18 protein-coding genes and 1 tRNA gene are annotated in these 19,160 nt (G+C 61.3%); 8 read left to right on the top strand and 11 right to left on the bottom strand.

Annotation, left to right across the window (positions count from 1 at the left end; genetic code table 11):
* Nucleotides 1–75: 75 nt before the first annotated feature.
* Both ABZ728_RS20605 and ABZ728_RS20600 read left to right on the top strand, forming a co-directional pair.
* Nucleotides 76–975 carry a LysR family transcriptional regulator gene (locus ABZ728_RS20605; RefSeq protein WP_366658263.1) on the top strand — a complete coding sequence of 300 codons (900 nt, stop codon included), beginning with the start codon at nucleotides 76–78 and terminating at the stop codon, nucleotides 973–975.
* Between the two features lie 697 nt (nucleotides 976–1,672).
* Nucleotides 1,673–2,863 carry a DUF3644 domain-containing protein gene (locus ABZ728_RS20600; protein ID WP_366658262.1) on the top strand — a complete coding sequence of 397 codons (1,191 nt, stop codon included), beginning with the start codon at nucleotides 1,673–1,675 and terminating at the stop codon, nucleotides 2,861–2,863.
* Nucleotides 2,864–3,372: 509 nt separating this feature from the next.
* On the opposite strand, the gene ABZ728_RS20595 is transcribed toward ABZ728_RS20600, so the two are convergent.
* Nucleotides 3,373–3,459: transfer RNA gene (locus ABZ728_RS20595), tRNA-Leu, on the bottom strand.
* A gap of 123 nt (nucleotides 3,460–3,582) precedes the next feature.
* On the opposite strand from ABZ728_RS20595, the gene ABZ728_RS20590 reads away from it, so the two are divergent.
* On the top strand, nucleotides 3,583–3,765 hold the full coding sequence (locus ABZ728_RS20590; RefSeq protein ID WP_366658260.1) for a hypothetical protein: 183 nt from the start codon (nucleotides 3,583–3,585) through the stop codon (nucleotides 3,763–3,765).
* Nucleotides 3,766–3,783: 18 nt separating this feature from the next.
* Here ABZ728_RS20590 and ABZ728_RS20585 read toward each other — a convergent pair whose 3' ends face one another.
* Nucleotides 3,784–4,536: a competence/damage-inducible protein A gene (locus ABZ728_RS20585; RefSeq protein WP_366658259.1), complete on the bottom strand. Its 753-nt coding sequence runs from the start codon at nucleotides 4,534–4,536 to the stop codon at nucleotides 3,784–3,786.
* Nucleotides 4,537–4,623: 87 nt separating this feature from the next.
* Between ABZ728_RS20585 and sfsA the strand changes: the two genes are divergently transcribed.
* From sfsA to ABZ728_RS20565, 4 genes are all read left to right on the top strand, one after another.
* Entirely contained in the window at nucleotides 4,624–5,355 is a 732-nt protein-coding gene (gene sfsA, locus ABZ728_RS20580) for a DNA/RNA nuclease SfsA (RefSeq protein ID WP_366658257.1), read from the top strand.
* 92 nt (nucleotides 5,356–5,447) lie between these two features.
* Nucleotides 5,448–6,266, top strand: coding sequence for a type I methionyl aminopeptidase (gene map / locus ABZ728_RS20575; protein ID WP_366658342.1), 819 nt, complete (start codon nucleotides 5,448–5,450; stop codon nucleotides 6,264–6,266).
* Nucleotides 6,263–7,003 carry a DNA repair protein RadC gene (radC, locus tag ABZ728_RS20570; RefSeq protein ID WP_366658255.1) on the top strand — a complete coding sequence of 247 codons (741 nt, stop codon included), beginning with the start codon at nucleotides 6,263–6,265 and terminating at the stop codon, nucleotides 7,001–7,003. The genes map and radC overlap by 4 nt, the downstream gene beginning before the upstream one ends.
* Nucleotides 7,004–7,005: 2 nt before the next feature.
* Nucleotides 7,006–7,341 carry a GIY-YIG nuclease family protein gene (locus tag ABZ728_RS20565; RefSeq protein ID WP_366658254.1) on the top strand — a complete coding sequence of 112 codons (336 nt, stop codon included), beginning with the start codon at nucleotides 7,006–7,008 and terminating at the stop codon, nucleotides 7,339–7,341.
* Between the two features lie 416 nt (nucleotides 7,342–7,757).
* Here the strand turns inward: ABZ728_RS20565 and ABZ728_RS20560 are convergent, their stop codons facing one another.
* The 9 genes from ABZ728_RS20560 to ABZ728_RS20520 form a co-directional block, all read right to left on the bottom strand.
* Entirely contained in the window at nucleotides 7,758–9,407 is a 1,650-nt protein-coding gene (locus ABZ728_RS20560) for a GMC family oxidoreductase N-terminal domain-containing protein (protein ID WP_366658253.1), read from the bottom strand.
* A 10-nt stretch (nucleotides 9,408–9,417) separates the two neighbouring features.
* Entirely contained in the window at nucleotides 9,418–10,191 is a 774-nt protein-coding gene (locus ABZ728_RS20555; RefSeq protein WP_366658251.1) for an SDR family oxidoreductase, read from the bottom strand.
* 42 nt (nucleotides 10,192–10,233) lie between these two features.
* Nucleotides 10,234–11,364, bottom strand: coding sequence for a sn-glycerol-3-phosphate ABC transporter ATP-binding protein UgpC (gene ugpC, locus ABZ728_RS20550; protein WP_366658249.1), 1,131 nt, complete (start codon nucleotides 11,362–11,364; stop codon nucleotides 10,234–10,236).
* Between the two features lie 61 nt (nucleotides 11,365–11,425).
* Complete coding sequence (locus ABZ728_RS20545) at nucleotides 11,426–12,244, bottom strand: carbohydrate ABC transporter permease (RefSeq protein WP_366658248.1); 819 nt, start codon at nucleotides 12,242–12,244, stop codon at nucleotides 11,426–11,428.
* A 7-nt stretch (nucleotides 12,245–12,251) separates the two neighbouring features.
* Entirely contained in the window at nucleotides 12,252–13,130 is an 879-nt protein-coding gene (locus tag ABZ728_RS20540) for a sugar ABC transporter permease (protein ID WP_366658246.1), read from the bottom strand.
* A gap of 107 nt (nucleotides 13,131–13,237) precedes the next feature.
* Nucleotides 13,238–14,557: a sugar ABC transporter substrate-binding protein gene (locus ABZ728_RS20535; protein WP_366658244.1), complete on the bottom strand. Its 1,320-nt coding sequence runs from the start codon at nucleotides 14,555–14,557 to the stop codon at nucleotides 13,238–13,240.
* Nucleotides 14,558–14,791: 234 nt separating this feature from the next.
* On the bottom strand, nucleotides 14,792–15,259 hold the full coding sequence (locus ABZ728_RS20530; protein ID WP_366658243.1) for a DUF2269 domain-containing protein: 468 nt from the start codon (nucleotides 15,257–15,259) through the stop codon (nucleotides 14,792–14,794).
* Nucleotides 15,259–16,563, bottom strand: coding sequence for an SDR family oxidoreductase (locus tag ABZ728_RS20525; RefSeq protein WP_366658241.1), 1,305 nt, complete (start codon nucleotides 16,561–16,563; stop codon nucleotides 15,259–15,261). The genes ABZ728_RS20530 and ABZ728_RS20525 overlap by 1 nt, the downstream gene beginning before the upstream one ends.
* A 66-nt stretch (nucleotides 16,564–16,629) precedes the next feature.
* Nucleotides 16,630–17,829 carry a GYF domain-containing protein gene (locus tag ABZ728_RS20520; RefSeq protein ID WP_366658240.1) on the bottom strand — a complete coding sequence of 400 codons (1,200 nt, stop codon included), beginning with the start codon at nucleotides 17,827–17,829 and terminating at the stop codon, nucleotides 16,630–16,632.
* A 135-nt stretch (nucleotides 17,830–17,964) separates the two neighbouring features.
* Here ABZ728_RS20520 and ABZ728_RS20515 point away from each other — a divergent pair, with 135 nt between their 5' ends.
* Nucleotides 17,965–19,011, top strand: coding sequence for a DUF4339 domain-containing protein (locus ABZ728_RS20515; protein WP_366658238.1), 1,047 nt, complete (start codon nucleotides 17,965–17,967; stop codon nucleotides 19,009–19,011).
* The last annotated feature ends 149 nt before the right edge of the window (nucleotides 19,012–19,160 follow it).

Below are 19,160 nucleotides of genomic sequence, written 5' to 3'. Positions count from 1 at the left end.
GGAAGGATCGTATCAACATAGGGAACGCTATGCTAATTAGTATATCCGTGGATGGGGTATTGAAGAAACTTATGGATGAAGATCAGTCTCGCGCAACTTGAGGCGCTGTTCTGGGCGGTGCGCCTCGGCAGCATTTCCGAGGCGGCCCGGCACCTGAACGTGACGCAGCCAACCGTTTCCCTGCGGTTGCGCGATCTGAGCACGGCGGTCGGCAAACCGATCATGAGCCGCGAAGGGCGCGGCGTGCGCCTGACCCCCGACGGCCTTGCAATTCTGGACCATGCCGCGCGCGTCGTCGGCGAGGTCGAGGAGATCTATCGCAAGGCGCGGCCGGAGGAAACGTCGGGGCTGGTCAAGGTCGGCGTCAGCGAGGCCTTTGCCCTGGCCGGCCTGTCGAAAATGCTGCCGGATCTGGCAGCCAGACATCCCGCCCTGCGCCTCGACATCGAAATCGGCACCAGCGGCGCCCTGGAGCGGGATCTGTTGAGCGGCAAGATCGATCTGGCTTTCGGGATCAATCTCAGCTCCGCGCCGAGGCTGAGGGTAACGCCGCTGGGTGTCCAAGAGGCGGCGTGGTTCACGGACGGCACGGCCGATCTGCCGCCGGTTGTCCGGCCGCACGACATCGCGCATTACCTGATCCTGACCACCCCCAGCCCGTCGCCGGGCTTTCAGCAGACGACGAGCTGGTTCAGCGCGGCAGGGCTGGAGCCAAAGCAGATTTCGCTCAGCAACAGCATCACGGTCATCGCCCATCTGGTCGCCGCCGGCGTCGGCATCGCCATCCTGCCCCGGCGGCTGGTCCAGAACCGGCTGGGTGCCGGCGATCTGACGGCACTACAATGTCGGCCGCAGATCGAGCCGTCGCTGATGTGCGCCGCCTATCGCAGCAACGATTGGCGGCCGGCCGTCAATGCCGTCGTCGATGCCGCGCAGACGGTGCTGGATCAACTGGACTGGCTGAAGCCGATCTGAGTGGGCCGTGTTCTGACTGACGCATCCCCACTCGCTAGACACCCGTGGATTAATTGGCATTTTGCCCCTGCCCTCGCTCGGGCGGAGCGTCACTTGCGTGCGGCGCAGGGCACAGTCATCTCGAATGGTGAGGTGTATTCTTTATAGATAGGCAGAATTTGGGGTCTTGAGAAGTGAGCCCCGAATCTGGGCAAAAGCCGTTGGTTCTGATGATGATCTGCACTCTGGCGGCTTTTCCCGACGCCCGTAAATATGCAAGCTGGGTGATTGAGTCAAGACGGCAAATCTTATGGTTGTGTATATGCGTGGCGATTAACTCTAGCGTGCGCACCATACATCGGCTTAGAGTACGATGTATGACAGTTGGCCGAGAAGGGAGTCGCTGAGTCGAGTGGGAAAAAAATCTTATTGATCCATCTCTCTGGACCTAATGATAATAAAAATTTGATTCTAATCCATTAAAACATTCATTATATTCTATATTATGTTTAATATACTATTAAAACAAAATATTTAATTATAAAAATTAGCTAAATATATAAACTATACTAGTAACGTACTGATAATTTTGCGCAACTGGCGAATATTTTAGTATTTAAGAAGTATGATTATTACGACTGAATTCATAGTAATGTAAATTTGCCACCACTATACAGATCTCGATTTCCGATTTTAGATGATCTATGGAGAAAGAACTATGGTGATACGCAAACCACAGGGCGCACTCACCTGTGAAGAGAGGTGCATCGTTAAGGCTTTGCTCGCAAAGGGGTGGCGCAACCAAGACATTCAGCACCTTATTAACCGAGGCCGCATTGCGACCGTTAACAGTGCACGGATAACCGAGGTAAAGAATAGTGCCGACGTCGAGCCGGCGGCATCCGATCACCTAGAGTTCTATATGCATAAAAAAAATTCCTACGATCCCGTAACTGGTCTAAATTTATATGATGACGAACGTCTCATTCGGGCACGTGAGGCTATGATTCTCGCAGTGCAAAGCTTTAATAGTCCTAGTCTTCGTTTTAAAACGGAACAATTTGCTGTTCAGTCAAATATAGCGTGGACCTATCTTTTGCATGAGTACTATATTCGTAAAGATAAAAATATTGTTCACAAAAATGGCAGAACATTTTCTCTATCAAAAATGGTTGAAAGAAGTGATTTTCCTCTGAGTGACGGCATAAGAAATAATATCAGAGATATCAACGAAATTAGAGATGCCGTTGAGCACAAACTTCTTGGTCGATCAGATGTAAAATTTTTCTCATTATTTCAGGCCGCATGTTTAAATTTCGATCAATCTATATGCGAATTATTTGGAAATAGCATATCTCTTAAATCTGATTTATCAATTGCGCTACAGTTTGCAAAGATGAATTTCACGCAGTTGAATGATCTTCAGAAGTATGACATTCCGGAGCACATTTCCGCCTTGGATGCAGAGCTGGAAGGAAGGTTATCGGAGGCAGAAAAGGCCGACTTGGAATATCGTTTTCGCGTTGTATATTTATTAGAGGGAGCGTCGAAAAATAAAGCGAACTTTGAGTTCGTTAGACCTGAATCGAAGGAAGGTAAGAAGATACATAATATTCTCGAAAAACGGGTTATTGCGGACGATGACTATCCTTATAAGCCGGATCAGGCGAGAGAAAAAATACGCGAAATGTCTGGAAGGAAATTCACACTATATAATCACAAGCAAGCTTGGAAAAGGTATAAGGTTAGACCTCAATCAGGTGCGACTGAAAAGAGTAATACAGACAAGAGGTATTGCATATTCCACAAGGCCCATGGTGATTACACGTATAATGATGCTTGGGTTTCCTTGGTTGTTGAGAAAATTTCATCAGAGGAAGAGTATAATGCACTAAAGGAGACAAGATAGAGCAAATTTTTGTCGGAATCATGACGTGCGTACATTTATTACGAATTTTAGTGACGCCCAAGTTTCAGTCAATCACAAGATTACCCAACTTATAAGCGGGATTTTTTCTTAAGTATGATTGCCGGCTCGCTATCGTCAGAAAAAAAGGGCCTGCCACAAAATTGGCTGCTACTGGACTTCTTCATATCCTGCGCTGGATCCGGGCGTTTTGCGCCGAGGACAGCTTCATGTTGCGTGCGTTCAGGCGGACTTTGGGTCCGGCTCAGGCAAAGGCCAGAAGCTTGGTTCCCGGTCCGCCGTGGAAATTCGATTCTGGTCGCTCGGCCGATTAAAGCCACAGCGAACCCGGAGCATGGACCGCCACGTCCTTTTCTGATCAGGCCCCGGTGATGGAGGCATGGCATTCCTCGATTTCATGATACATGTGCTGCGCACAGGTCATCCTGGGCCAAAAAACAGGCAAATCATGTGGCTGTGTTCGGCCGCAGAGGCGACCTTCGGTGACCGAGTGGTGCGGACGGGGGGACTTGAACCCCCACTCCCAAAAGGGAAACAGATTTTAAGTCTGGTGCGTCTACCGATTCCGCCACGTCCGCCCGCAATCACGCCCGATTTCTTACCGGCAGCAACGGGTGGACGCAAGGGCTCTCGGTCGTTAAGGATGTCGGGACGTCGTGCCGACGGGTGGCGCGAGCCGCAGCAGAAGGGGCCGCTCAGACATGACGACCGTTCAGATTCTGGCGCTGATCAGCATGGTGGCGCTGATCGCGTGGAACTTCCCGCGCATGATCGCCATGTCGCGTGGCAAGCCGGTCCTGCTTTATGCCGCGATCTGGCTGGGGGTCATCGTCGCGATCGCGGCGGTGTACCAGTTCTTCGGTGCCGATATGGGCTGGCGCTGAAGGCGGGGCATCCGCGCGCTATTCGACCCGGTATTCGGTGTCGAGTGCCTTCAGTTCCCCCTCCATCGCCGCCACCGCCAGTTCCAGCTTTGCGGCGTCGTCACAGCGGAAGACGAGGCTGACCCCGGCGTTGTTCGGGCTCATATACGGATAGCTGCCGATCTCGACGTCCGGGTGGGCTGCCTGCACCCGTCCCAGCGTTTCGGCGACCGTGCCTTCCATGATCCGGCAGACGAGCGTCCTGGACAGCATGACCCGGCCACCCTTGAGCGTCTTGATCAACCCTTCGGCCATGGCCTGCATGATCTTCGGCACGCCGGGCAGCACATGGACGTTTTCCAGGGTGAAACCGGGCGCGGCGCTGACCGGATTGTCGATCAGGCTCGCCCCGACCGGAATCTCGGCCATCTTCAGCCGGGCCTCGTTCAGCTTGCTGGGGTCGTTGTAGTGCCGTTCGAGCCGGCCGATGGCGTCGGCATTGCGTTCCAGCGGCACGCCGAATGCGCGGGCAATGCAGCCGGCCGTTATGTCGTCATGGGTCGGGCCGATGCCGCCGGTGGTAAAGACGTGATCATAGCGGGCGCGGCAATGATTGACGGCGGCGACGATCTCCTCCGGATCGTCGGGGATCACGCGCGCCTCGCGCAGGCGGATGCCCGCCGCGCCCAGTGCCTCGGCCAGCCAGGACAGATTGGCGTCCTTGGTGCGGCCGGACAGGATCTCGTTGCCGATCAGCAGCAGGCAGGCGGTAACCGTGGTGTCGGATGTCATCGGGTGTTTCCTCGCTTTCGTCCGCTGCACCATACGACAGCACAAGCGGACTTGCACTCCGGGCGCTGCGTTTCTAGGGTCGCCGGCATGAATTTTCCCGCCCCGTTGATCCCCGGTCGGCTGCAACGCCGGTACAAGCGGTTTCTGGCCGATGTCACGCTGGACGATGGCCGGGATCTGACCGTCCATTGCCCCAATCCGGGGGCGATGCTGGGGCTGGCCGCGCCGGGTCTGCCGGTATGGATCTCCGAATCGGCGGTGGCGACGCGCAAATATCCGCACACGCTGGAACTGGTGGATTTGCCGTCCGGACTCGTCGGCGTCAATACCGGGCTTCCGAATCGTTTGGCGGCCGAAGCAATCGCGGCCGGTACCCTTTCCGAACTTTCCGGCTATGCCACCGTTCGGCACGAAGTCAAATACGGCACCAACAGCCGCGTCGATCTGGTTCTGTCGGGGGCGGCGGACGCCCCGGCGCGCGAGGTCCCGGACTGTTATGTCGAGGTCAAGAACGTCCATCTCCGCCGCGAGGACGGGCTCCATCCGACCGCCGCTGAATTTCCCGATTGCGTCACCGCGCGCGGCACCCGGCATCTGCGCGAACTGGCGGCGGTGGTTGCCGGGGGCGGACGGGCGGTGATGTGCTTTATCGTTCAGCGGATGGATTGCGACCATTTCCGCCCCGCTGCCGATATCGATCCGGTCTATGCTGCCACCCTTTCCAGGGTAGCCGAACAAGGGGTGGAGATCGTATGTTACGCTTGCCGGATCGCTGTGGGCGGTATCACGGTGGATCGGCGGCTGCCGGTTGTTATATAGAAGCAGGCGGGCCGGGCAGCATGTCTGTTTGACGGCCTGCGCGGGGATTTTCGGTGGAAGAATTCGGGGATGGTCAGGTGATCGAGGCGGCAATCGACAGGACGGCGGAGGCCGGAATACCCATACATGGCCCCGATGACTTCGAGGGCATGCGCCGTGCTGGCCGTCTGGCCTCCGAGGTGCTGGATTACATCACCCCGCATGTCGTTCCGGGCGCCACGACCGGGGAACTTGATGCGCTGTGTCATGCCTATATTCGCGATAACGGTGCCGTGCCGGCGCCGCTTGACTATCGCGGCTTTCCCAAGGCCACCTGCATTTCGCTCAATCACGTCGTCTGCCACGGCATCCCCGGCGATCGGCGGCTGCGCAATGGCGATATCCTGAATATCGATATCACGGTCATTCTGGATGGCTGGCATGGCGACACCAGCCGGATGTTCATCTCCGGCGACAAGGTCAGCATCAAGGCACGGCGCCTGTGCGATGTTACCTATGATTGCCTGATGGCGGGCATCGACGTCGTCAAGCCGGGCGCCACGCTGGGCGATATCGGGCACGCCATTCAGACGCTGGCGGAATCGCAGCGCTTCTCGGTCGTGCGCGATTTCTGCGGCCACGGTCTGGGCCGGCAGTTCCACGCTCCGCCCAGCGTGCTGCATTACGGCCGACCAGGTGAGGGCGCGGTGCTCAAGCCCGGCATGTTCTTTACCATCGAGCCGATGATCAACACGGGCAAGGCCGACGTCAAAGTGCTGTCGGACGGCTGGACGGCCGTGACCCGCGACAAGGGTCTGTCGGCTCAGTTCGAACATTCGATCGGCATGACCGATACCGGCTGCGAGATTTTCACGCTGTCGCCCGCCGGATACACCCGTCCTCCCTATACAGCCGATACGTCGAGCCGGTGACCGGGCTCGACGACAACGGGGCCGCCGTCGGCGACGGTGAGGCCCCGGCGGCCACTGGCGCCGTCGAACACGCCAATAGCGGGCATAGAAAGCGGCTGAGATCGCGTTTTCTGGATAGCGGTGACGATGCGCTGTCCGATCACGAACTGCTGGAGGTGTTGCTCTTCGGGGCCATTCCCCGGCGCGATGTCAAGCCACTGGCCAAGGCGCTGATCAAGCGGTTCGGTACTCTTGGCGGCGTGCTGAACGCCGAAGCCGGCCAGTTGGAGCGCTCGGCCGGTCTAAGCCGCACACAGGCGGCACAGGTCAAGATCGTCGCGGCCTGTACGCGACGTATGCTGCGCGAGGATTACCAGGGCAAGCCGATCCTGTCGAACTGGCAGGCGGTGATCAATTATCTGGCGCTGTCAATGCAATACCTCGAAACCGAAGAATTCCGCGTCATCTATCTGAACAAGAAGCTCCGCGTCATCCTCGACGAATGCCAGCAGAAGGGAACCGTCGACCACGCACCCGTCTATCCGCGCGAAGTTGCCCGGCGCAGCCTTGAACTGAATGCGTCGTCGGTGTTGCTGGTCCACAACCACCCCTCCGGCGATCCCAAGCCGTCGACCGCCGATATCGAGATGACCCGCGTCGTTGCCCGCGCCCTCAAGACCGTTGAGGTCCACCTGCACGACCACGTGATCATCGCCCGCAATGGCTATAACAGCTTGAAAGCCATGGGGCTGATCTGAGGGTGCCGACGGTCGGCCACTGTCCAGCCGCCTGGGTCTACATTCTTGCCAGCAGGCCCCATGGTGCCTTGTATGTCGGTGCGACCGAATTCGTCGGAAAGCGACTTTGGGAGCATCGCAACGGTCTCGTTGCCGGACATACGCGCAAATACGGGATCTGTCGGCTGGTGTACATCGAGTGCCATGCGTCCATGATCGCGGCGCTTCGCCGTGAGCGCCAAATCAAGAAATGGCGTCGGCAGTGGAAAGTGGAACTGATCGAGAGTCTGAATCCGGACTGGCGCGAAATCGACCAAGATTGGGGCTCGCCGGTTGAAAGTGCATTGCCGCCGTCCTGATCGTTCGCGTCGCCACCCCCTGATCGTCGCCGCCTTGAGCGGGGACCTCGGCAGCAGCAACTTGGGATGTCGACACGCGGGCCGGGCTCATGCGGATCGGGGCCCCTGATCGGTGTCAGGGGCGATCAGGTAGGGGGTAATAGCTTAGCCTGATCGTCCGCGCCGCCACCCCCTGATCGTCCCCGCCTTGAGCGGGGACCTCGCGCGACAACTTGCGATACCGACACACGAGCCGGGTGCATGCGGCTCGAGGCCCCTGATCGGTGTCAGGGGCGCTCAGGTAGGGGTAGGAAACTCAACCTGATCGTCCGCGCCGCCACTCCCTGATCGTCCCCGCCTTGAGCGGGGACCTCGAGCAGCAGCTTGCGATGTCGCAATGCGAGCCAGGTGCATGTAACTCGGGCCCCTGATCGGTGTCAGGGGCGATCAGGTGCGGGTGTTGCGGCGGGAACAGGCTCCAGCGGCGGGGTGCCGGTGATCAGGTCGACGGCCCGGTCTGCGACGGCCAGCACCGTGGCGTTGGTGTTGCCGGAGACGATGTTGGGCATCATCGAGGCGTCGATCACCCGCAGCCCGCGGACGCCGCGCACGGCCAGATCCGGCGTCAGAACCGCCATCGGATCGTCGTCGGCGCCCATGCGTGCGGTGCCGCTGGGGTGATAGTTGGTCTTGACCGTCCGCCGGCAATGGGCGGCCAGCGCCTCGTCGTCGGTAGCGCTGTCGCCGGGGTGGATCTCGGAGGTGATCATGGATTTCAGTGGTTCCGCGGTCAGCATCGCGCGTGAGGCCCGCAGCCCGGCGATCGACAGGCGCAGGTCGTCCGGGTCACCCAGATAGTTGTTGTCGATGACGGGCAGGGCGGTCGGATCGGCACTTTGCAGGCTGACGGTTCCTCTGGCTTTGGGGCGCAGCAGGCAGGCGTTCAGCGTTACGCCATGGGTGGCGTCGACGCCGGCCACGTCACTGTCGAGATAGACGGTCGGCACGCAATAAAGCTGGATCGTCGGATCGGCCGCCGGATCGTCCGGGTTCAGAAACACGCAGGCTTCGACGCCGTTGGACGTCACGGGCCCGGATTTGAACAGCAGCCATTGCAGGCCATTGGCGACCATGCGCCAACCGGAATCCTGGCCGAAATAACCATAGGCGCCGTTGGTGGCCGCCACGATCGGCACCTCGTGGTGATCCATCAGGTTCCGGCCCACCCCCGGCAGATCGGTATGCACCGTGATGCCATGGTGGCGCAGCTGGTCTTCGGGGCCGATGCCCGAGAGCATCAGAAGTTTCGGCGTCTGGTACGCCCCGCAGGCCAACAGGATTTCGCCGTCGGTTTCGGCGCGTTCGGTCCGTCCGCCGGTGACATATTCCACGCCGGTGGCGCGATCGCCGTCCATCAACACTCGGGTGACGGTCGCCCCGGTCTGAACCGTCAGGTTCCCATTGCCCATTTCCGGTTCGAGAAAGGCCTTGTAGGCATGGCAGCGCTTGCCCTTTTCCGTCGTCAACTGCATGAAGCCGACACCGGCCTGGCGTGCGCCGTTGAAATCGGGATTGAGCGGATAGCCCATATTCTGCAGGGCGGCGACGAAGGCATAGGACAGATCGCATTTGTGGATGTGGTCGGACACCTTGAGCGGGCCGAGCACACCATGATACCGACCGCCGAGACGCTGATTGCCCTCCTGACGGATGAAATAGGGCAGCAGATCGTCATAGCCCCAGCCGGCGCCGCCGGTGGCCGCGTCCCAGGCGGCGAAGTCGCCCGGCTGGCCCCGGATATAGACCATGCCGTTGACCATGCTGGACCCGCCCAGCGCCTTGCCCTGAGGGACGATGGGTTGCCGACCGCCGAGCGCGGCCTGCGGCACCGGCTTGTGCATGGTCAGATAGGGATGGCCCTTGAGAAACTTGATGAAGCCGGCCGGCATGTCGACCAGCATGCCGCGCGCCCTGTCGCCTTCTTCCAGCAGCAGCACCCGCGCGCCGTGATCGCGGACCAGACGCGCGGCGGCGACGCAGGCCGAACTGCCGCCACCGCAGATGATGTAGTCGTACCCGCTCGTCATACCGATCGGCCTACCAGCAGGTATAGCCGAGATCGGCCATGACGATCGATCCGGTCATCACGCTGGCGGCGTCCGATGCCAGAAACTGAACGACCGATGCGACTTCTTCGGGTTCGCCCATCCGGCGCATCGGCGTGCCGTCCATCCAGACCTTGAACATCTCCTTGTCCTCGGCGCCAAAGGTGGTCAGCGGCGTGGCGATATAGGTCGGCGCGACGGCATTCACCCGGACATTGCGGTCGGCCCATTCCGCCGCCAGCGATTTCGTCAGCTGGTGCACGCCCGCCTTCGAAGCGTTGTAATAGGCCTGCTGCTGCGGCTTGTTGACGATGAACCCGGACATCGAGCCGATATTGACGATCGCACCGGATTTCTGTTTCAGCATCGGTGCGCCGAAAGCCCGGCAGCACCAGAAGACGCCGTTCAGATTGATATCGATGACGTTGCGCCAGTGTTCGTCGGTGACATCCTCGGCCGGAGTCCCGCTGCGCGCGATGCCGGCATTACAGACCAGAATGTCGACCCGGCCGTGGCGTTCGATCACCGTCGCCGCGGCCGCATTGACTGCGTCGGGATCGGCGACGTCGCATTCCACGCTGTCGGCGGTGTATCCCTGTTCAGCCAGAAAGGCGGCGCCGGATTCGATCGCCCTGGGGTCACGTTCCGCCATGATCACGGTGGCGCCCGCTTCGGCCAATGCGTGGCAGCATCGAAGGCCGATGCCGCCGCCGCCGCCGGTCACAACGGCGATGCGGCCGTCCAATCTCAGTTTTTCAAGATACATGGCTTCTTTCCTTCTCGAATGGTCGTCGCGGCCGATTGCCGGCTAGCGGACCTTGCGGCCCGTGCGGGTGCCGCCGGCCAGACGGTGACGTTCCAGAGGCTCCAATGCCCGGCCCTCGGCGTCGAACAGGTGGCAAAAGCGGCCGTCAACCGAAAGATGGATGGAGTCGCCGGCCTCCGTCTCGTCCTCGCCGTCGCTCTGAATGACCAGTTGTCGGCCGTCCGGGGTGTCCAGGTGCAGATAGGTCTCGTCGCCCAGCCGCTCGACCACCGATACATCCGCCGCGATCGCGCCGTCGGGGTCGACGCGCAGATGTTCCGGCCGGATGCCGAGGGTCAGCGTCTGTCCGACCCTGGCGTCGCCGGCGTGGACCGGCACCGGTACGGTCGCGTCTTGCGGCAGCCGGACATCGATGCCGTCAGAACCAACTCCGGTGACTTCGACCGGCATGGTGTTCATCTTCGGCGATCCGATGAACTCGGCGACGAACAGGCTTTTGGGATGGTGATAAATCTCCAGCGGCTGGCCGACCTGCTCCACGACGCCGTCGCGCATGACGACGATCTTGTCGGCCAGGGTCATCGCCTCGACCTGGTCGTGGGTGACATAGATCATCGTTGCGCCGAGACGCTGGTGCAGCCGGGCAATTTCAAGGCGCATCTCGACCCGGAGCGAGGCATCGAGGTTGGACAGCGGTTCGTCGAACAGGAACACCTTGGGCTCGCGCACGATGGCGCGGCCGATCGCCACCCGCTGGCGTTGGCCGCCCGACAGCTCGCGCGGTTTGCGCTCCAGCAGTGGCTCAAGGCGCAGGATCCGCGCGACCTCGTGCACCTTCTCCATGCGCTGGTCCTGCGGCACGCCGGCGAGTTTCAGGCTGAAGCCCATATTGTTGGCGACCGTCATATGCGGATAGAGCGCATAGGACTGGAACACCATTGCCAGGCCGCGACGGGCCGCCGGTGTATCGTTGACCACCGTGCCGTCGACGCTGATCGTGCCTTCGTTGATCTCTTCCAGACCGGCGATCATCCGCAGCAAAGTCGACTTGCCGCAGCCGGACGGGCCGAGAAAAACGACGAATTCCTCGTCGTCGATATCGAGATTGACACCGCGAATGGCTTCGAACTGGCCGTAGCGCTTCTTGACGTCCTGCAGTTTTACGACCGCCATTTAAAAGATCTCCGAATTGCGGGCCTGTTCCGCGAGGGTGCTGCTGCCTGCTGCCGGTGGGTCACTTCACGGCACCGAAAGTCAGGCCCCGCACCAGTTGGCGCTGGGTAAGCCAGCCGAATACCAGGATCGGCGCGATGGCCATGGTCGATGCCGCCGACAGTTTCGCCCAGAAAAGCCCCTCGGGTGCCGAGAACGAGGCGATGAACGCCGTCAGCGGCGCGGCTTGCGATGTGGTCAGGTTGAGGCTCCAGAACGCCTCGTTCCAGCACAGGATGACCGACAGCAGGAAGGTCGAGGCGATACCGGGCAAAGACAGCGGCAGCAGCAGATGGATCAGTTCCTCGCGCGGCATCGCGCCGTCCATGCGCCCGGCTTCCAGAATGTCGCGGGGGACTTCCTTGAAGAATGTGTAGAGCATCCAGACGATGATCGGCAGGTTCATGAGCGCGAAGATGACGACCAGAGCGATGCGGCTGTCGATCAGACCCAGATCGCGCAGGATCAGATAGATCGGCACCAGCACGCCGACCGGCGGCAGCATCTTGGTCGACAGCATCCACAAAAGCGTGAAATTGGTGCGCCGGGTGGGAAAGAACGCCATCGCATAGGCCGCCGGTATCGCGATCGCCAGTCCCAGAAGCGTCGACCCCACGGAAATGATCACGCTGTTCAGGGCGAAGCGGAAATAGTTCGCCCGCGCCTGGATCTGGACATAGTTCTCCAGAGTCGGATCGAAGAACAGGGTCGGCCGGCCTACCGCAACCACCTCGGTCTTGAAGCTCGCCAGCAGCATCCAGAGGATGGGAAAGAAGATCACCAGTGCGACGGTCCAGCCGACGATGGTGTAGATCACCTTTGTGCGCAGTGTCGACGGCATGACGGCCTCAGTCCAGGTTCTTGGCGACGGTGCGGATCAGGAAGATCGCAACGATGTTGGCGAGGATCACGGCGATCACCCCCCCGGCGGACGCGCCGCCGACATCGAATTCCAGAAGCGCGCGAAGATAGATCAGATAGGCCAGATTGGTGGTGGCCGTTCCTGGACCGCCCGATGTGGTCACGAAGATCTCGGCGAATACGATCAGCAGGAATATCGTCTGGATCATCACGACGACGCTGATCGAGCGGGATAGATGCGGCAGGATGATGTAAAAGAACATCGACACCGGCCGGGCGCCGTCCATTCGGGCGGCTTCGACCTGATCGTCGTCCAGCGATTGCATGGCCGTCAGCAGGATCAGGACCGCGAATGGCAGCCATTGCCACGACACGATAATGATGATCGATATCAGCGGTATGTCGGACAGCCAGTCGATGCGGCCCATACCCAGCGATGTGGTAACATAGGCGAAGAAGCCGTTGACCGGGTGCATCAGCAGGTTTTTCCAGATCAGCGCGCTGACCGTCGGCATGACGAAGAACGGCGCGATGACCAGCAGCCGGGCGACACCGCGGCCGAAGAATTCCTGGGTCAGCAGCACCGCCAGCAACGTGCCGAGCCCGACGGTGATCGCCAGTACGCTGCCAACGAGCAGCAGCGTATTGGAGATCGCCGCCCAGAAGGCGGGATCGCCGAAGAGATAGGTATAGTTGTCGAAACCGGCGAACCCGCCGATCGTCGGGTTGAGCAGATTGTAGCGCTGAAACGAAAACCAGATCGTCATCGCCAGCGGCACGATCATCCAGATCAGCAGGACGATAACCGATGGCGCGACCAATGGCAGGGTTCTGACTTCGCGTCGTTCGCTTTTTGGCCGTGCCATGGCGTCTCGATCCGATCTGGACGGTAGCTGAAGAAAACCGGGACCGGCCGGTAAGAACGCCGGTCCCGCAGTCTGGAGGAACTATGGTGCCCGGTTCGGGCCCCGGATCAGTCGTAATAGCCCGCCTGATCCATGGTCCGCCGGGTGGCGGATTGGGCGCCCTGCAGCGCTTGCTCGACATCCATCTGGCCGGAAAGGGCCGCGGCGATGGATTGCCCCACCTGCGTGCCGATGCCCTGGAATTCCGGTATCGCGACGAACTGGACGCCGGTATAGGGCACCTCGTCGGCGGTCGGATTTGACGGATCGGCCGCAAGGATCGCTTCGTGGACGAATTCAGCGAACGGCGCGGCTTCGAGATATTCCTCGCGCTCATAGGTCGAAGCCCGTGTGCCGGGAGGGACGACGGTCCAGCCCTGAGTCTCACCGACCAGCTCGACGTATTCCTTCGATGTCGCCCATTTCAGGAATTCCTTGGCCGCTTCGACCTGCTGTGACGAAGACGGAATGCCAAGTGCCCAGGACCACGACCAGCCGGCACCGTTGGGGACGGCCTCGGTTGGTGCCGCCGTGAAGCCGGTGACGTCGGCCACCTCGCTGTCGCTGGGATTGAAGATGTATCCGGCGGCCGAGGTGGCGTCGATCCACATGGCGCAGTTGCCGCTGGCGAACAGCGCCCGGTTCTCGTTATGGCCGTTGGACGCGGCGCCGGGCGGGCCATAATTGCCGAGCAGATCGACATAGAAGTTGATGGCGTCGGACCATTCGGCGCTGTCGAGCTGCGGTTCCCAGTCCATGTCGAACCAGCGTCCGCCGAAGGTGTTCACCAGCGTCGAGACATAAGCCATGTTCTCGCCCCAGCCGGGCTTCCCGCGCAGGCAGATGCCGTATTGCTCGTTGTCCGGATCATGGAGTGTTTCGGCAAAGGATCGGATATCGTCGTATGTTGGCTGGTCGGGCATTTCCAGACCGGCTTCCTCGAACAGATCGGTGCGATAGAAGGTGAACGAGCTTTCGGCATAGAAAGGCACGGCATACATCGTGCCGTCATGGGAAAGGCCGTTGCGCACGGGGTCGAGAAGATCGTCGTAGTCGTAGTCGTCGCCGAGATCGTCGACCGGCTCCAACCAGCCTTCCTGGCCCCAGATCGGCGTCTCGTAAGCACCGATGGTGATGATGTCGAACTGACCGCCGCCGGTCGCGATGTCCGTGGTCACGCGCTGGCGCAGAACGTTCTCTTCCAGAACGACCCAGTCGAGTTCGATGCCTGTCTCTTCTTCGAACTGGGTCGACAGCTCCTGCATAATGATCATGTCGGAATTGTTGACGGTGGCGATGGTCAGCGACTGCGCGCTGACCGCACCCGCGGCGAGCAACGCGGCGCCGCCCGCCGTAAGGGCGATGGCGGATACGGTGGATCTTCTCATGGTTTCCTCCCTTGGTTCACGACTGTCGTGACGCGGTGCCCGCCACCTCGGGAGCGTCGCTGTTGATCGAGCAGTTGCTCAAATGCCAGCTATTATCCCTGTAAGCGAGCTTATGCCCATTCTTATAGCAAATGCTCGCAGGTCAGGCGCGCGTTGTCAAACGGCAAATTCAACCGTGCTGGCGTCGTCTGTTGTGCGGAAGGGAGGAATGGACGAGCGACCCTGAAGGAAGGCTCAGAAGATCGGTTTGGTGAGCATCAGCCAGACAATACCGCAAAGGGCGAACAGCGCGGGGAATCCGCAGGCGAACCAGATCTTGTAAAGCCGGTGGTATGCGCCCGGCAGTGGCCCTCCGGCATCGCGCGCCGCCCGCGCCAGATTTCGAAGGCGCAGCTGGATCCACACCACCGGCAGCCAGAAGGCCAGAACGACGCCGTAGAGGCCGATCGACAGCACCAACCAATCCTCGGCCAGGTGCCAGCCGGCCTCCAGGGCGAGGAGCCAGCCCGTAATCGGCTGGGCTATTACGGCGGTGGCGGTGAACAAGCCATCGGCCAGGACGACCGTTCTCGCCGTATGCGCGATCAGGACCGGGTCGCGACTGTGATTGGAAACGACCATGAAGAACGCAATGCCGATGCCAGTGCCGAGCAGCACCGCGGCGCCGACGATGTGCAGGAACAAAAGGATGTCGTAGAGCATCAGCGTTCGTCCAGAAGTGCGGCCAGGATCATGGACAGGACGATGCCGGGCAGGATCTTTACCAGCGGACCCAGGGGGTCGGCCCAGAGGTCGGCGGTCCAGATCGTCGCGCCGGCCAGATAGGCGATCGAGGCGGCGATCATGCCCAAGCAGGCAATACGCGCCCAGGGTCGATAAAGGATCGCCAGTCCGAGGCCGATATCCGCAAGGATTCCCGCCCCGATCGCAACCGCCGCGATAGCGCCTGAGAAATCCCGATCGGTCAGGACTGCCTGGGCTGCCTCGCGGCTCCAGATGCCGATCAGACCTGATGCCAGCCAGAACAGGGCCAGCGTCGCGACCATGACCGGCATCAGCAGATAGAGCCGGGCGAACCACCGTTCCTGCACTGTCGCCGGCATGTCGACGAGCGTCCTGTCCAGCGGTTTGCATGGCTGGCCGCCGGCCGCCAGCCATGCCGAAGGATCGCCGGTGATGCCGTCTTTCAAGGTTCTGAGTGCGGTTGTCCGCAACGGCGACCGCCAGCCCAGCCAGCCAAGGGCGTCGGCGGCGGATCCGACAACCCGCATCAGCGATTCGGGAATGGTGATGGAGAAGCGCCGGGGCGGGAACCCCTGCCACCGCCGGAGGCGTGCGGTGACATCCGCCAGTGTCGAGGCATCCGGTTCCGTCAGGTCCGCGACCGTCCCGCCCGCGATGTCGCCGCGCGCTGCCTGAACAACCGCCTGCGCGACGTCATCGACGGCAACGGTCTGTATCGGTGCATTGGGGTGAATGTTGATCGTGACCAGCGGCAACGCCGCACCGCCCCGCAGCAGGGCCGTCCCGCCATAGGCCTGTGGTCCGATGACGAGGGTCGGACGCAGGATCACCCAATCGAGATCGGACGCCATGACAAGACGGTCGCCGCGCATCTTGGATCGGAAAAACGCCGTCGAGGCGTTTTCGGAGACGCCGGCGGCCGAAATCTGGATAAATCGGGTGCCGGTACCCGACAGCGCCGCCAGCAATTGCGAGATCGCCGTCTCGTGGATGCCGGTCAGATTGTCCCGCGCGCCGTCCTGAAGCGCGCCCGACGCATTGACCACGACATCGGCACCCGCCAGGTCGGTCGCCCAGACGGTGGCGGGCGTGGCCGCGATATCGCGGCAAAGCCACCGAATGCCGGAATCCGTAGCAGCGCCGGCTTTCATCGAGCGCCCCACGCCGACAACAGTGAATCCGTCAGCCTTCAGTGCCCGCAGACAGGCAGCACCGATCAGACCATAGGCGCCGAGGACGACGGCCAGTTTTCCGTCAGGCACTCCTCAAGCACCCGGCGGCCGGTTGGGTTGAACCCGGCTGCAGCCGGGCGGCGAGCAAAGCGCCCCTCATTGCAGCGCGTCAATCGTTCCGGCAGCGACCCAGTCGGGCGTGCCCTGGCGCCAGACCAGCGTCGTCTCCGAAATCCGGCCTTCATCCATCATGCCCCGCAGTTCACCCAGCGAAACCGGCCCCAGGGATTCTCGCTGCAGGGCGTACCAGTATTCCGCGGTCTCGTGCTCAACCGGAGGATCGTCCGCTGACACCTCTTCAGGCGCAGGATCGGCTTCCAGCATTGCGAGATCCTCGCGCGCCGGCTCATAGCCCAGGGCGACGGCCGCATTCAGAAGGCGCCTGGCTTCGTCGTGGTCCTGCTCCACGCCGTCGCCGTGCATGAGGTGGATGGCCAGATTGCGCGTGCCCATCGCATGGTCGCCACCGGCGGCGCGGCGGAACCACGACACCGCCTGTTCCGGATCACGATCGACCCCGGCGCCGGTCGCGAGGATATGGCCGATATAATTCATCGCGTCGGTGTTGCCGGCTTCTGCCGCCCGCTCGAACCAGGCCAGCGCCTGTTCCGGATTCTGCGCCGTGCCCTCGCCTTCGAAGAGGGCCTGGGCCAGTCCGACCATGGCGATGATGTTGCCGGCATCTGCCGCCTGACGGAACCACGAAACCGCCTCGGCCCGATCCTCGGCCACGCCGTTGCCGTTCCACAGCCGATAGGCGTAATTCGATTGCGCCACCACCAGCCCCTGTTCGGCGGCGAGGCGGTAGAGTTCGGCGGCGCGCCTTGCATCTTCTTCGGGGCCGCCACCTGTCGAATGCTGCCCGGTGGACAGCCGATTGGCGAGATTGTTCTGAGCCGCCGCATCGCCTTCCTCCGCGGCTCCCTGCAGCCCCTCGATGTCGTCGATCGTGAAAACAACCCGGTCATCGATGGTGATTGTCAGCCCCCAGCCGGTTGCGTCAATCACCGCCCTGCTGAACCGTTCGATGGGAATTCTCTCGCCATCGACCGTAATAAGGCCGGGCTCGATCGAGATCGCGACGCCGTCCAGGTCGATGCGGGCGACATTGTTCACGGATCGAACGGACTGGTTGCGACCACCGATGACGGTGATCGAGCTGCCATTGACGGTGATTGATGAGGTCGACTGGGCCTTTGTCTCGGGCACCGACAGGGTGGGCAGGGCTATGGCGACGGCGATCGCGAGGGCGACCGATCTGGCTTTGGTAAGCCGGATTGCAGCTTTGAGCATCATGGCCATTTTCCCATCTGCGCGGCCAATCATGGAATGCGGCACGACAACGAGCCGCCAATCGAAAAATACTTGCGCATGTCTTGTCAGGCAAGTAACTTTTGAAAACATAATGAACAAAATGGGGCTGCTGGTGCCATGTCCGTATCCATTGCAATCTCGCGTTATCGGGCCCGTCGCTCTCACGCCGCTGTCTGCGGGGCAGCACTGCTGGCACTGACGTCGGTAGGTGCCGCTTCGGCCCAGAACCTGCCGCCGAGCTACGGAACGCAGACCTTTTCGACCGCTGAAGGCGGAGAGGTCAGTATCGACCTTCAGGCTGGCGGCAATATCAATGCCCAGCAGGTTCTGGGGCCGGCTTGCGTCGGAATGGTCGCCCAGGCGCCCGATTTTCGCGTTCAGATTCAAGGCGCCGGCACGGTCGGCCTTAATGCGTCAGTCCAATCCACCGCCGATACGACGCTGATCATAAGCACCCCGGACGGCCAGTGGCTGTGCAACGATGATTCCGACGGATTGAATCCGGCAATCGGGATCGGTTCGGCGCGCGCCGGTCTCTATGATATCTGGGTCGGTACCTTCGACATGGCCGGTTGGCCGTCGGCCCGGCTGACCGTGGCCGCCGAGGCCAGCACCGGCGCCGGCCCGACAGCGGGTGAAACCGCCGCCGTCTCCGCACCGCCGATCGCCGAGTGGTGGTATGCGCATGAAGGGGAGACGGTCGGACCTGTGCCGCTGAGCGAAATCGAGACGGCGATATCCGACGGCGACGTCACCCGTGACTCCCTGGTCTGGCGTGAAGGCATGGACGCATGGGTGGCGGCGGAAAGCGTCGACGCCGTGGACAACCTGTTCCCGGTTGAGCCGCCGCCGCTGCCGACCACGCCAACGGACGAGGATGCCGAACCGGCGATGCCGCCGCCGCTGCCCCCCGACCTTCCAGAATCGGACGATGCCGCTGGCGGAGAAACGGCCGCCGACGACATGTCCGGACCCGCCGAAACTGAGGCTGATACCGAAACTCCCGCCGACGAGATGCCTCCGGCTGACGATATGGCAGGAGAGGGCGAGGGTGAGTACGATTCAGGTACTGATACCGATCTCGAAACCGACGAAGAAGACGACGGGGCCGACGAAGACGCGCCGGAGCCCCCGCCGGCTCCCGCCAAACCGGGCGTGAACTGAGGGTCCAGGGGGACTGCGGATTCCGTTTCCTGTCCCTTCCCCGAATGGTGCTTCGTGCTTCCGGGGAGGGGAAGAGGTGGTTCGGGCGGCTTCCACCATCTCCAATTCCCGTGCGCTGCGCGGTCACGAAGTGACGCGCTGCAGACACG

The sequence above is a fragment of the Fodinicurvata sp. EGI_FJ10296 genome (genome assembly GCF_040712075.1).
GTDB lineage: Bacteria > Pseudomonadota > Alphaproteobacteria > DSM-16000 > Inquilinaceae > JBFCVL01.
The sequence above is the reverse complement of the archived record's forward strand: the minus strand, read 5'-3'. Positions and strand labels throughout refer to the sequence as shown.